Raw genomic sequence first — 15281 nt, 5'->3', positions numbered from 1 at the left:
AAAAAAAATGAAAAAATTACTCTTAATTATCGCAACAGTTACATCCGTGCAATTTGCAGCTATCGCACAGGATAGCACTTTTACAAAACAGATGGAAACTAATGTTTCTAAGTTAGACAACGCTAAAGCAGTAGGTGACTATCAGGTATTAGCAAACGATTTTACCCGACTTGCTGATTCTAAAAAAACAGAATGGCTACCGTATTATTACGCCGCATTTTGCAATGCAAAAATCAGTTGGCTCTATCAACAAAACGCTGATAAAATAGAACCATTTGCAAACCTTGCTGAGCAACAAATTAAAAAAACAGAAGCAATGCTAGACATGGCAAAAAATAAAATTGAATTATCCGAAGTGTATTGTGTGTTAAGTATGGTAAATCGTGCAAGGGTTTTTATCAGCCCTATGTCAAACGGGAAAAAGTACGGGCCTATTGCAAAAGAATACATTCAAAAAGCACTACAATTTAATTCCGAAAATCCCAGAGCAAATTATTTGGCAGCATGGGAGAAATATTATACCCCAAAATTGTGGGGAGGTGACAAAGACAAAGCAAAAGTGTTCCTTGATTTGGCAATGAAACAATTGGAAAACAAACCATCAACAACAACATTTCCAAGATGGGGAAAATCAGAATGTGAAGCTATTTTGACATCCTACAACAAGTAAAAAATAAAATTAATTTATCAAAACAAAATCACAATGGAAAATATCAAACAACTCAATCACAAAAGTCCTCCATTAATAATTATGGCAATTGCATTTACGATTCAATTCATTGCTGGACTATCATTTGTAATTTCATTTTCGCCCAAAATCCCACATTTCCCAGCTCCTTGGGAAACTGCTGAAATCATAACGGCATATTTTCGCGGTTATCCTCATGCCGTGCAAATGTGTGCATTTTTTCAATTTATTGCAGCAGTTCCCTTAGGGCTTTATGTGGTAAGTGTTGTAAGCCGACTTCTTTTTCATGGAGTAAAAACAACCGGACCTTACATTGCCCTATTGGGTGGTCTGATTGCAACGGCAAATATTTTTTTATCTTCTCTCATTCTTTGGGTAATGGCTTATCCTGATATAGCACAAGATGCGTCAATCATTCGTGTATTGTATTATCTAACCTATGCAATAGGTGGAGTTGGTTATTCACTACCTCTTGGGATTTTCTTCGCAGGTGTTTCAATAACTGCTTTGTTCACTAAACTTTTACCAAAGTGGTTAGTATATTGGGGCTTAGCATTAGCATTATGTGGACTGCTGAGCTCGTTGAGTTTACTATCAATGAAACTCCTGTTTTTCATTCCACTTACACGATTCATCGGATTTATATGGCTTATCATTGTAGGTTTTAAACTTACCTCAAAACAAATCATCGAATAGAAACACATTCATTTCATTACACTTTTTATTATTCTACTAATTACTGGAAAATTTTAGCAAACTTGATTAAGTAAACACATTATGGCGCATCCTAAATAAGATAAATAATTATGAGCTTATTTACTATTCGACTACACTAAAGAAAAAGAGGTTGTTTTCAATATTGAAAACAACCTCTTTTGATGAATCCTAACTTGATAAAGGTCTAAAAAGAAAGGCACTTGATTTTCGAAGTTTATGAAATAAAATTCAACCTTAATAAAACTATTTATGCAAGCATTATTTTTTTAACTGGGCTTTATCAAATTCCCATTCTAAAATCCGTAACACTACTTTGGGTCAAAGAACAATCTTCAAAAGTTGCAGTCGTTCCTTTACCTACTGGTGATTGAGTACTAAAACCTAACCATAATTCTGCAGGATAGTCATTACGAAATACACGTACTAATTGCCAGTTTTTTTTATCAACTGAATAATAAAACCCAACAGTCTTTGTGTCTGATGAAATCTTCATATAAATACTTGTTTTATCAATTATATCATGATTGTTGTCATCTGATGTCTCATTGGTTCGCACAGTAACGGCACGAGTACGCGAGCGCTCATCCCTTTCAAAGGCAAATTTAAACCAACAATTTTGGTTTAAATAAATGTACATAGTTCCGGCATCGTATTTATCTTTAAAAGCGGGAGTAACTTTAGCCGAAAATGTAAACGGCTTGTAATTCTGCACTTTTGTCAGTAATACAGGTGCTGTATTGTTTGATAATTTCCCGTTAGGATCGTTAAAATTATCACATTTCGCATTGCTTTTAAGTACCAATTTACCATCCTCAACAGTTGCAGTAGCCTTAGCATCATTAAGCGATTTCGTAAACTCAACTCCTGACACTTTCACAGAACACAATTCTCCTTTTTCAATCGAAACATTTTTACAGCTACTAATAATTAATACTAAAACCAATAGCATATTATTGAACCACATTTTTCTCATAATTAATTTCTTTTGTTATTCTTGTTAATTTATAATCTGGGATTTTCCGTACTAAACAGTTTATACTTAAATCCTCTTATTTATTTCACTCCTATTTCTAGCTTTGTAAAAATAGAAGTGAAATGTTTAAATTACTTTTATTTCTTTTTAGGTTTAATAACAAAACCATAACTATATTCTTTGTTCTTCAATTGATATTGCTCGTGTGGTAAAGCACCCCAACTAGTATCTCCACCAACACCTCTTTGGGCTAAATCAACGCAAACTACAACTTCATTTCGTGGTGTAATATCACTAATATGACGGTACTTTTTTGTCAAACCCGGATCAAAATCTTCAGGATAATTCTGTAACACACTCACACTTAAAGCCTGTAACCCTTCTATTTCAATTCCGTTTCCTGAATTATCTGTAAGTGTTAACCAACGAACATCGGTTTTGTATCCGTTTTCCTGAGGACGTGTATAGGGAACATATTGATCTGCCACTTTACTTTGGTAAATTCCTTTGAAAGAAGATGTGTTTCTATCCTGATAGTTTTCCCAAGGTCCTCTTCCATAATAATTAAAATTATCCAGTTCATTTTTTAGAGTAAATATCATTCCAAAACGAGGCATTTCAGGCAATGGATTATTTCCCGCTTTAAATGAGTTTAGCATCGTTAAACTCCCATCTGAATTCATCGTGTATGTAATGGTATAAGTTGACGAAACATCTTTTAGAAAAAGATTTGCTATCACAATTGTTTTGCCTGCCTCTTCTTTAACTTCAATAGAATTCAAACTACTAACTCTTCCTGTAGTTCTCCACACATTACTTATCACCGGCATGTTATTTCCAAAGTCATTATCAGTTGGTGCACGCCAAAAATTAGGAATTGGTAATTCATTAAAATAACGTTCTCCATTAGACTTATAATCTTGAATTAATCCAGTGTTCTTATTTATCGTTACCTCAACACCAGCTGCGTTAAGTACAATAGTATCTTTATTTTCTTTAACAATAGATTTTGTTCCTTTGTCCGCTGCTTTCACAAAATATTTACTCTCACTAAGGGAAAACTGTTCTCGGGCTACTTCAAAATTTTGCGGCAAAACTTCAGTACCTTCAGTGGTGTAAGCATAAATATTCAATAGATATTCAACTCCGTCTTTTGATTCTAATTTTGGTAATCCAAGTTGAATGTTTTTCTTCGATAGTGGTTTTAGATCTATAGCTACAGTTCCTGTTTTGACAATCGATCCGTTTTCTAAAACTTCATATCTAAAAAGATACTTATCAAGATTTGTGTAACCAAATCCATTTTCTACCTGGATAATTCCTTTATTCAAATCAATAGCTTTAAAGAGAATGTCCTGATAAACTTTTTTTACTTCAAAAGCACCTGGATGAGGCGTACGATCTGGCCAAACTAATCCATCACTGCAACCATTTTCATCATTTGTATAATTTTGACTTCCCATATCGCCACCAAAGGCCCAATATTTTCGCCCCACTTCATCTGTCATTTCAAAACCTTGATCAACCCAATCCCAGATAAATCCTCCTTGCATATTACTACTGCCATGTATAATATCCCAATATTCTTGAAAATTACCATTTCCATTTCCCATAGAGTGCGCGTATTCACACATAATAAAGGGGCGTTTTACATCCTTTCGACTGGCATATTCTTTCATGTAATCTATACTTGGATACATCGGACAAACTACATCTGTATTCTCCTGCTCACCAGCTTGCTCAAATTGAACCAATCGGGTTTTATCTCTATTTTTTACCCATTTATAAGCCTCATGAAAAACAGGTCCGTTTCCACATTCATTCCCTAAAGACCAAAGAATAACCGAAGGCTGATTTTTATCCCGTTCCACTAAGCTGTAAATACGATCCAGATGGGCTGCTTTCCACTCCGGGAGATAAGCAGGATGTTTTGTCTTATCAAAAGAACCTTGTAATTCAGCTCCCATCGCGTGCGATTCAATATTAGCCTCATCGACTAAAAACAAACCATATTTATTACATAATTTTACCCATAATAAGTTATTTGGATAATGACTACAGCGTACTGCATTAATGTTCAATTGTTTCATTAACCTGATATCCTTCATCATGGTTTCTTTATCCTGATAATGTCCCGTCTTAGAATTATGTTCGTGAATGTTTACTCCATGAACCATAATTCGAATGCCATTTACCAATAACTGACCATTTTTTAATTCTACTTTTCTAAACCCGATTTGTGTAGAAACGGTTTCAATAAACTTTCCGTTTTCATCCTTTAATGTCAATAGTAAAGTATATAAATTTGGCTTTTCATTACTCCATAATTTAGGTGCAGTAACATTTTGGGTAACTGTTCCTGATTCAATTGAATTAGCTCCTAAATTTATTTTTATGGTTTTTCTAAAGACTTCCTTTCCTGTTGCATCAACTAATTTAGCTTCAACTGACTGATTGTTTTTAGCCACATTATTCATATTCTTTAACTTAACATCCACTGACAAACTTCCGTTTTTATAAGATGCATCAAGATCAGGACGTGCAAAGAAATCTGCTATACGAGTATTAGAGGTGCTATAAAGGTAGACATCGCGATCAATCCCGGACAAACGCCAAAAATCCTGATCTTCTAAATACGAACCATCGCTCCAACGATACACCTCAACAGCTACCTGATTTTTACCCGCTTTTACGTATTTTGTAATATCAAACTCAGTTGGACTTTTAGTATTCTCGCTATAGCCAACTTTTTCTCCATTTACCCAAATATACATCGCCGAAGTTCCTGCTTCAAAGTGAAGATAAACACGTCGTTCGTTCCAATTTTCCGGCAATTCGAAAGTACGTCGGTAAGACCCCACAGGATTATCTGTATGAGCAATAAAAGGCGGATTTTTGACAAATGGATAGATGATATTGGTGTAAATAGGAATTCCATACCCCATTAATTCCCAGTTGGAAGGAACCGTAATTTCTTTCCAGTTGGTGGTATTAAAGTCGGTTTTAAAGAAATCTTTTGGTCTTTGATCCGGTGTAGGCGACCAATTAAATTTCCATTTCCCATCTAAAGTTAAAAACCAGGGAGAGCGAGTATAGTCATCTGCAATAGCAGAAGCTTCATCGGCATACGGCAAGAATGCTGCTCGGGCAGGTTCTCGATTTATTTGAAATATAGCCGGGTTTTCCCAATCATTACTTGTTGGTGTTTGCGCATTGACAACTAATGACGAAACCACGGCAATAAAGGCTAAAAATTTATTTTTTTTCATATAAAATCTATTCTAATAAATTATAAGTGATGACAAATGATTGCTAACCATCAATCATTTGTCAAACACTTACAAAAACTAACTAATTAAACAAAAATCACTTACCAAGGTGCATTTTGGGTCATATTGGGGTTATTATTCAATTCGCTTTGTGGAATTGGATAATACGAGAATTTAGGTGTAAAAAGCTGGTATCCGCCTACCTGACTTGTTTTGATTACTGTTTCTAAAGTTCCCCATCTTCTTAAATCGAAGAAGTGTAGCCCTTCGCGAGCAAATTCAACATTTCTTTGGTGCATAATTTCGGCCATCATTTGATCTTGAGTCCAGCCTGTCATCGAGATATCAGGCAATTTTGCTCGATCTCTAATTCTTTTCACCAGTGGTATAGCCTCAGGAACTTTTCCTTGCATTGTTTTGGCTTCTGCAAGCATTAAAAGAACATCTGCATAACGCATTGCATATTCATTCAATTCAGATTTCCAATCCCCTTCATCATTATTCCACCAATTTTGATTTTTTCTAATCCAAATAGCATTTGCTCCAAACTTCGATGCAAAATCTGAATTATAATAAATACAACCAGGATAATTCCAGGCTAAAGTTGCCAGAGCTCTTGGGTCAAATTCACCACTTACGGTCTTCTCCTGCGTCATTGCATTTAACAATACCGTGGTAGGTAATAATTCATTCCATCCACCTACTTCACCAGGGGCACATTCCTGTGCCATAGTTGTTGCTCTGGTTCTTTCTGCTGGTGTTCCTCCCCAAATAGTAGAACCTCCTACTTTGCTAAACTGAATTTCAAAAACAGATTCCTTGCTATTTTCATGTTTACCATCAAATAATTCAGAATAATTATCAAGTAGTCCATACCCATTTGTACCTTCATTACTTACTAATTTACTAAATTGCTCTTCGGCTTTTGCCCAATCTTTCATGTACAAATAGGTTTTACCCAAAAAGGCAATTGCCGCATTTTTTGTCACTCTCCCTTTAAGGGTTGCAGGATAATTTTCTGGCAAAGCACTATTGGCTGCAAATTGAAAGTCAGCTATTACTTGATTCCAAACTTCGGCTTCAGTAGATTTTGACTTAAAATAATCTGATTGAGTTTGTACCAGATCTGTTGTTATAGGCACACTTCCGTACTCATTAACCAAATTGAAATAATTCAAACCTCTTAGAAACGTAGCTTCTGCCACTAATTGCTCTCTTTTAACTTCAGTAATGTTTTTAATTTGTGGTGCATAAGTAATTACTTGATTGGCACGGAAAATCCCAATATAAAGGGCTTTAAATATATCTCCCGTAAGATTCGTACCGGCATCATTTTTATACATAGAAACTGCATAACGATCCTGCACATCATTTCTTGCAACAAAATTTTCTGTTCTGTTCTCTTTAAGTTGCATGGCTTGTATTTCCCAATAACCTGCATTATTATTGTCTACAAGGGTATTGTAAACTGTTGCTAATCCAGATTCAAGATCTTCAGGAGTTTTCCAAAAAGATGTCGTTGTTAATTGACTTGGGTTTTCTAAGTCAAGATTAGTATCACATGAACTTAGCATTGCAAGTCCCGTCACTAAATATAATAGGATAGATTTCTTTTTCATTTTTATCGATTTAAAAGTTAATTTGCAGACCAAAAAGTATAGTCTTGCTTAATGGATATGATTTATAATCAATTCCTCTTCCTCCCAATGCGTCTGCAGATACATCTGGGTTATAACCTGTATATTTAGTAAAAGTATAAAGGTTATCTCCTGCAAAGTAAATTCTACATCTATCGATAGATACTTGTTTTGTTATGCTATTTGGTATTGTATATCCAACCTGAACAGTTTTGATTCTAAGATAAGACCCGTCTTCAAGAAAGCGATCAGAATAATCTGCTCCATTATTGTTTTTGTCATCAATATCTAATCTTGGGAAATTTGAATTTGGATTAAAAGTATAAGAATCTAATGTGGCGCTAGAATAGTTAATATTAGCTCTTACTGTTTCAAGATCTGTTCTATTCCCATTATAAAGTTTGTTTCCATGAGTTCCTTGTAGAGCAAGAGTAAAGTCAATTCCTTTCCAATCTCCCTGCAATCTCATTCCATACTCAAACTTAGGAAAAGCGCTTCCTTTGTATTGTCTATCCTCTCCGTTAATTTCACCATCACCATTATAATCTACATATCTAACATCTCCAACTTGTGCATTTGGCTGAATAGGTTTTCCATCTTTTTTGTAAGCATCAATTTCTGCCTGAGATCTAAATAATCCATCACTATCCACTAGAAAAAAGGAATAAATTGGATACCCGACCTTACTATATGTTACCGGAGCACCGTGAAAAGAACCTTTACCACCTTCGATTACCTGACTTCCTGTGCTAAGCTCATCTACATTATTTTTAATACTTGAGAAATTACCTGTTATATTGAAGTTGAAATCTCCAATTTTATCATTGTACGTTAAACTCATTTCATATCCTTTATTCGATACGTTTCCAGCATTCGTATAAGGGTTATCACTTGATCCAACAGATAGTGGAATTGGAACTCTTAAAAGCAAATCTGATGTTTGTTTTTTGAAATAGTCAAATGTATATTGCACCTTTCCGTTCCATAAATCCAGATCTAAACCAAAATCTGATGTTGCTGTTGATTCCCATTTTAACCCAACTGCCGGATAATTTGTCTGAATATTACCACTCCATAATGTATTTGGCTCTCCTGCGCCATAACTGATTCCTGAAGTAATTAATCCTAAGTATTGATAATCTCCAATTTCCTGATTTCCTAACACACCATAACTTGCACGTAATTTCAAGTCAGTTATTGGCGTTTTTAGATTAGTGAAAAACGTCTCTTTACCGATGCTCCACGCTCCTGAAACAGAAGGGAAATTACCCCACTTGTTGTGTTCACTAAATCGAGATGATCCGTCACGTCTGATGGTAGCTGACAAAGTATATTTACTATCATAAGAGTATATTACACGCCCTAAATAAGAAACCAAATTGTTTTCTGTATTAAAACCACTTGCTGCCGGTTGAACTGCTCCTGAAAGTGTATGGATACCATCAGGTATTCCGCTAACAGAACTCGTTACCGATTTGAAAGTATTATTATATACCGTATATCCCGCCAAAGCATTTACATAATGTTTTCCAAAAGTTTTTGTATAATTCAATGTGTTTTCTACCTGAGTGTACAGATTAAATTGATCCAAATGAGTTAAATCGTTATCTAAGTTTTTAAAGAAGCCACCTACCTCATAACGTGGTGTATAATTATCTCTTACGTAATCTGATACAGTTGCTCCAATACTTAACTTGTATTTTAAACCATCAAAAAAGTTAGCTTCAAGATACGTGTTTATTAAGGCTTGATACGTATCACTTGTTACGTCAAGAAGATTCAATGCAGCTATTGGGTTAAAGATATCCGTTACAGGACCAGAAGCTCCACCATATCCTCCAACAGCATCTTGGTTATAAACTGCAAAACCAGGAATCATTGTAATAGCAGATCCAACAACATTACTTCCTTGTCCAGGTACACCTGGTAATTCTTTTCTTTTTTCTTTGGTTAACAAAATTGTTTCTCCAATTTTAAAGATCCCTTTTTTATAATCAGATTTTACTCTCATGTTAAAACGGTCGTAATTTGTTTCTTTTACGACACCATCTTGATTAAAGTAATTTAAAGACATACTATATTTTAAATTATCTGATCCTCCAGAAAATCCTAAAGAGTAATTTTGAATAGGTGCAGCTCTGTAGATTGCATCTTGATAATTTACTCCTGCTCCACCAACTTCAGGATTAAGAGAAATAGGTAACGGGGCTTTTCCAGCTGCTGCATATGCTGCATTACTTACTTTTGACCACTCTTCCTGATTCAATAAATTTAATTGTTTTGCTACAGTAGCATAACCTCCAAATACATCCAAAGAAACCTTGATATCTCCTTTTTTCCCGCTCTTAGTTGTAATAATAACAACCCCATTTGCAGCTCTTGAACCATAAATTGCGGCAGCAGCAGCATCTTTTAAAACTTCAATTGATTCAATATCATTTGGACTTAAGCTGTTCATTGACGCCACTTGAATATCATCTACCAAAATCAATGGCGTATTATTGTTTAATGAACCCGCTCCCCTTATTTGAATTCTGGTACCAGCACCTGGACTTCCTCCAGCTGATTCTACAGAAACTCCGGCAACCTTACCCTGAATAGCACTACCCAGGTTAGTATTACTCTGAGCATCTAGTTGTTTTGCTTTTAAACTGCTTATAGCACCGGTAGTACTGCTTTTTTTCACAGTACCATACCCGATTATAACAACTTCATTTAATGCATTACTTTCTTCATTTAATGAAACATCTATAACAGCTCTGCCATTTATTGCTTCCTCAATGGTCGTATAGCCAATGTATGAGAAAACTAATTTTTCTTTTGGATTGGTTACATTTAATTTATAAGTCCCATCAAAATCGGTTATAGTTGCGTTCGCAGTTCCTTTCACTGTCACTGTAACACCAGGGATTTTTTGTGCTGTTTTACTGTCTCGAAGTGTTCCTGTAATTACATTTTGTGCTTGCATACTTGCACATGCAATCAAGGTAAAAATCGACAAAGCGAGCTTAGATTTAATGAAAGACCTTAAGTTTTTCATTCGATTTACATTCTTTTTTTTCATAAATTCATAGTTTAAAAATTGGTTTGGTTAATAGTTATTATATCATTCTCTGTATAAAGAAAAAAAACAGTGGTCCTTTTGATGATGAATTACATTGAGGGTTTTAATTCATCTAAATTGCACTTTATTTTATTTCATTTATCAAGTGAATTACGGGTAATCATTTAAAGGAAGTTTGCACAATTAATGATTCTCATCATTATCTCTTTTTAGTACTATTTCCATGTTATAAAAAACGTTTATACTTCATTGTGAAATAAATTACACTTATAAGACACTCTTTTCTATTGCTTTTCTAAAAGTGTTTTTTCAATTGTATCCGTTGTATTTATAAGTGCAAAGTAATGTTGAGTCAAAAGCATTTAAGGGGGGTAAATTCAAGAAAAAAGGAGGTTAAATTCGTGATTATTCTTTTTTAAGCAAAAAAAATCAAGACTACAGAAAAATACTTCGATTTTTTTACATTACTAATAATTATCAAATAAACAATTCAAACACTTTATTTCCATTAAAAACATATAAACCGCACAAATTCATTTAACAAAAACCAAAAGTAGACTTGGAATTTAACAACAGACTCAATTCATACAGCGAAACCTTCCTAAGGAGGAATGATCCAAAAAAAACAATAGAAATAATTGCTGGAATTAAATTGAAGACTCTGTATTTGAATGTAATAAATACTCGCTTAAATAGGGGCAGTATTGCATCAGTGATTATATAGACATAATTCCTAAAATGACGATAAATACGCATGAAAGCAGAATACACGAAAAGTTATTTGACAATATTGGTATCAGCATTAAAAGAATTCTTGTATTTTTTAATGTATTCAGAAGGTGTCATTCCAAAAAGCTTTACAAATTGCTGCCTGAAATACTTAGGATCTTCAAAACCAACTTCGGCACTTGCCTGAGTAATATTAATATCTTTTGTTAGCATCAACATCGCTGCTCTTCTAAGGCGAACAGAACGAATAAAGGAGTTTAAGGTTTGTCCGGAAATGATTTTGATTTTAGTATACAACATACTGTGGCTCATTCCCATTTCGAGTGCAAAATTTTTGATTTTAAAATCTCTTTTATGAATATTTGACTCCACAATATCAATGCATTTCTTTAACATTTCCTGATATTCAACCGGAACTTTCTGATTGTTTTCTTTAAGTGTTATACTGTCTAGAAAGTATTTACGCAGATTACTTCTATTCTTTAATAAAGATTCTACGCGCGCCACAAGCATATCGTCGTCAAATGGTTTGGTAATATAATCATCAGCTCCATCGCTTATTCCCTGAAGATGTGTTTCGGGATTTTTTGATGCCGTTAATAAAATAACCGGAATATGAGACAATGCATTATTTTCTTTTATTTTTCTACACAACTCCAAACCATCTAATTCCTCCATCGCAATATCACTGATTACTAGATCCGGCATGTGTATTTTAGTCAATTTTAGACCTTCTTCTCCATTTTCTGCGCTATAAACGATATAGACATCAGAAAACAATTTGATCAAATAGTTTCTTATTTCAGCATTATCATCAATAATTAAAACGGTACGCTTATCCGTAAGCATTATTTTCTGAAAATCATTTTCTGAAACAGTAGCTGAAAACGAATTATTATCCTCATCCATTTCATCAGCAAGTAGCTCATTAAGTAATTGACTTCTTTTAGGAGCGGTATTGGTAATTTCAGCATCTTCAAAATGATTTCCTCCTTTTAAGAATGTCAATTTAAATACACTTCCTTTTCCAATTTCACTAGTACAACTTACAGTTCCTTTATGTTTTTCAACAAAATACTTTACAATGTAAAGTCCAATTCCAAAACCAGTTCCGACAGATACTTTGGAATTTATTTGCTTGAATTTTTCGAATATAACCTCCATGTTTTTTTCTTCGATTCCCTTACCATTATCAGCAATTTCAAGGACAACTTCAGAATCATTTTCGGTAAGTTTTAGCTTAATTTCGCCTCCTTTTGAAGTATACTTAAAAGCATTAGACATTAAATTAAATAAGGAAATTTCAATTTTCTCATAATCTCCAATGATTTCAATGGTATAATCGGGCACACTAAAATCGTACTTGATGTTCTTATCTTTTGCTTGAGTTACAAAACATTGATACACCTCATTACAAAGACTATTTACATTAATAGTTGACAATCTAAGGGAATCCGCGCCATTTTCGGCTTTACGAAAAAGCAATAACTGATCTACCAAACTCAGAAGTCTTCGTGCATTTCTATGTGCAATCGCTAAATCGCTCCCTGAAGAGCCATTTTGGACACTTTCTTTTTGAACTGCTTTTTTTAGCGGATTTATAATAAGGGAAAGCGGTGTACGGAACTCATGCGAGATATAAGTAAACATTGAAGATTGCTTCTCAGCAATTTCCTTTTCTTTCTTACCTTCTAATTCAGCAATTTTTACTTTATACTTTAGTTCTTCCTTGTTTTTATTATACCTTATATAAGCAAAAACAACTCCGATACCTGCTAACAAATACAAAGTGTAGGCCCACCAAGTTCTGTACCAAGGTGGAAGAACCACAACAGTAATAAGAGTTTCTTCTTTATTCCAGCCGCCTTTAAAATTGGTAGTTTTTACTTTAAAAATGTATTTTCCTTCCGGCAATCTCGAATAATTTGCTTTTCGTACCTGCCCAACATAATTCCATCGATTGTCCCAACCATCCAGATAGTAAGCATATTTAATTTTATCGGCATTATTATAATCCAATGCCACAAATTCTATTGACAAAGTGGTTTGATCGTAAGGCAGTTTTATCTTTTTAATTTTACCTGAATCCCATTCTGTAATCAATTCATTTTTACTTTCTTCAATAGGTTGATTGTTTAGGTAAAGATTCGTCAGCAATAGATTATTCTTGTGATCAGAATCTTTAATTGCTTCAGGAAAAAAAATATTAAATCCGTTTATTCCTCCAAAGAGAAATTCTCCAGTGGATAATTTCAATCCCGCATTAAAACTAAACTGATTGCTTTGTAGCCCATCGTTTACAGAATAATTCCTGAATATTTTTCTTTTACTATCAAATTTGCAAATACCATTGTAAGTACTCATCCATAAATTCCCCTCTTTATCTTCGAGCAATCTTAAAATCGTATTCGAAGGCAAACCATCATCAGTAGTGAGTCTCTTATAGGTGTTTGTTTTTCGATCAAACAATAATAATCCCCCTTCTTGAGTGCCTACCCACAGGTTTTTATTTTTATCCTCAAGTACACACCTAATAGGCCTTCCAATACTCATCTTATGATATCTTCTAGTGTCTTTTTCTATCACAAACAATGAGGTATAATTGCCTCCCCAAAGTTTACCATCACTGGTCTGTGTAAGACATTGCAAATTATCAATTCCTTTATTAAAGAGCACAAAAGCATTAGTAGCTCTATCAAAAAGATACAAGAATCCCTCGTTAGTAGCACTCGCCCATATATCTCCTTGAGAATCCTTATAAACAAACCATATATTTTTCTCTATTTGCTTTGTAAGCGGATTAAAACATGAAAAATGTTTTATTGTGTTGTTTGCCGGATTAATGCGATCTACACCACCAGCCCAGGTTGATAACCAAATTTCATTATTAGTATCTCTAATTATACTTGTAATAAAATTATTAGAAATTTTATTTGCTGTGTTAGCAGTACTACTATAGATTGTATACTTATTATTTTTTCTGTCCCAATACTTCAGTCCTGCGCCATCAGTACCAACCCATATATTTTTCTTTTCATCTTCACAAAATGACAAAATAAAATTTTCTGCAGGATCATTACCCTTGGCCTTGTATTTAATATGCTTAAAGTAATTAAGATTGCCGCCAATCATACTGATTCCTCCACGCAAAGTACCAATCCATTTGTTTCCGGCTGCATCTTGATACAAACTCATGATTGAATTACTTTTTAGCAGCTCATTATCTCTTGTAGAATTATAGGCAATGGCTTTTTTACTTTTTCCAACAACTTTATAAATACCACAACCATCTGTAGTTAACCACAGCTCCTTTTTTTGATCTATAAAAATATGAGTAACGGTACATTTGTCTAAAAAATAATTATCTGAAAGCAAACCAGATTTAGTATCAAACAAATAAAAACCTTCATCTGTTCCCATCCAAAGATCACCATCTAAAGAAAGCTTCATACATTTAACCTCTATCGATAAAGGAAACACAACCTTTAATCTTTTTGAATCATAACTGTATTTACAAATCCCAACATTTCTTACATATACCCAGCAAAACCCTTTTGCAACGGCATCTTCAAGAACTGCTGCATCATAATTATACTTAATCACATTATTATTCAACCCTGCCAGAGGTATACTTTTGCCTGTAAAGAATCCATTTTCGAAAACAATCAAACCTAAGTTTTGCGAAGCAACCAATACTCGATCATTAGAAACAGCTTGTATCTGACGAATAATATCTCTTAATACTTTTGGCTTATTATTAGATAAAACATACTCAACCGGATGAAACGTGGCATTGGTCTTATCATAAATGCAAACTCCGTTTGCCCCTCCAACCCAAATATTTTTTTTTGAATCTCCTTCGATATTAGAAATCGTATTAAACAACAATGATTTTTTATCATTAGGTCTATTTCGATACACTTTAAAATCATATCCATCATATCTATTTAGTCCATCATAGGTACCAAACCACATATAACCGTCGCTATCCTGAAATACTGAGTTTACAGAATTATTAGATAACCCATTGGACATATTAAGAAATTTAATTGGATAATCTTGCGAATAACCAATGGCAGGAAAACCAAATACCAATATAAAATAGAGAATAAAATACTTCAAAATAAAATTCGTTTTAGTTTTTAGAAGAAATCACAATTATAAGCTAATTTTATAAATATTTAGCTTATAATTTCACAAAAAA

The 15281-nt window shown here is 33.8% G+C and carries 7 protein-coding genes; 2 read left to right on the top strand and 5 right to left on the bottom strand.

The features are described from left to right. Positions 1 to 7 precede the first annotated feature (7 nt). Positions 8 to 670: a hypothetical protein gene (locus LPB88_RS03185; protein WP_230712348.1), complete on the top strand. Its 663-nt coding sequence runs from the start codon at positions 8 to 10 to the stop codon at positions 668 to 670. Positions 671 to 703: 33 nt separating this feature from the next. Beyond that, on the top strand, positions 704 to 1384 hold the full coding sequence (locus LPB88_RS03180) for a hypothetical protein (protein ID WP_230712347.1): 681 nt from the start codon (positions 704 to 706) through the stop codon (positions 1382 to 1384). 301 nt (positions 1385 to 1685) lie between these two features. Here the strand turns inward: LPB88_RS03180 and LPB88_RS03175 are convergent, their stop codons facing one another. From LPB88_RS03175 to LPB88_RS03155, 5 genes are all read right to left on the bottom strand, one after another. After that, entirely contained in the window at positions 1686 to 2378 is a 693-nt protein-coding gene (locus LPB88_RS03175; RefSeq protein WP_230712346.1) for a DUF1349 domain-containing protein, read from the bottom strand. 137 nt (positions 2379 to 2515) lie between these two features. Then, a complete protein-coding gene (locus LPB88_RS03170) occupies positions 2516 to 5647 on the bottom strand; it encodes a glycoside hydrolase family 2 TIM barrel-domain containing protein (RefSeq protein WP_230712345.1) in 3132 nt (1043 codons plus the stop codon). 101 nt (positions 5648 to 5748) lie between these two features. Then, positions 5749 to 7266 carry a RagB/SusD family nutrient uptake outer membrane protein gene (locus LPB88_RS03165; protein WP_230712344.1) on the bottom strand — a complete coding sequence of 506 codons (1518 nt, stop codon included), beginning with the start codon at positions 7264 to 7266 and terminating at the stop codon, positions 5749 to 5751. 10 nt (positions 7267 to 7276) lie between these two features. Next, positions 7277 to 10348, bottom strand: a complete 3072-nt coding sequence (locus tag LPB88_RS03160; RefSeq protein ID WP_230712343.1) for a TonB-dependent receptor — start codon at positions 10346 to 10348, stop codon at positions 7277 to 7279. Between the two features lie 777 nt (positions 10349 to 11125). Continuing rightward, on the bottom strand, positions 11126 to 15199 hold the full coding sequence (locus tag LPB88_RS03155) for a two-component regulator propeller domain-containing protein (RefSeq protein WP_230712342.1): 4074 nt from the start codon (positions 15197 to 15199) through the stop codon (positions 11126 to 11128). Positions 15200 to 15281: the final 82 nt, after the last annotated feature.

The organism is Flavobacterium sp. JAS (genome assembly GCF_020991455.1).
In the GTDB taxonomy this organism is placed as follows: domain Bacteria; phylum Bacteroidota; class Bacteroidia; order Flavobacteriales; family Flavobacteriaceae; genus Flavobacterium.
The sequence above is the reverse complement of the archived record's forward strand: the minus strand, read 5'-3'. Positions and strand labels throughout refer to the sequence as shown.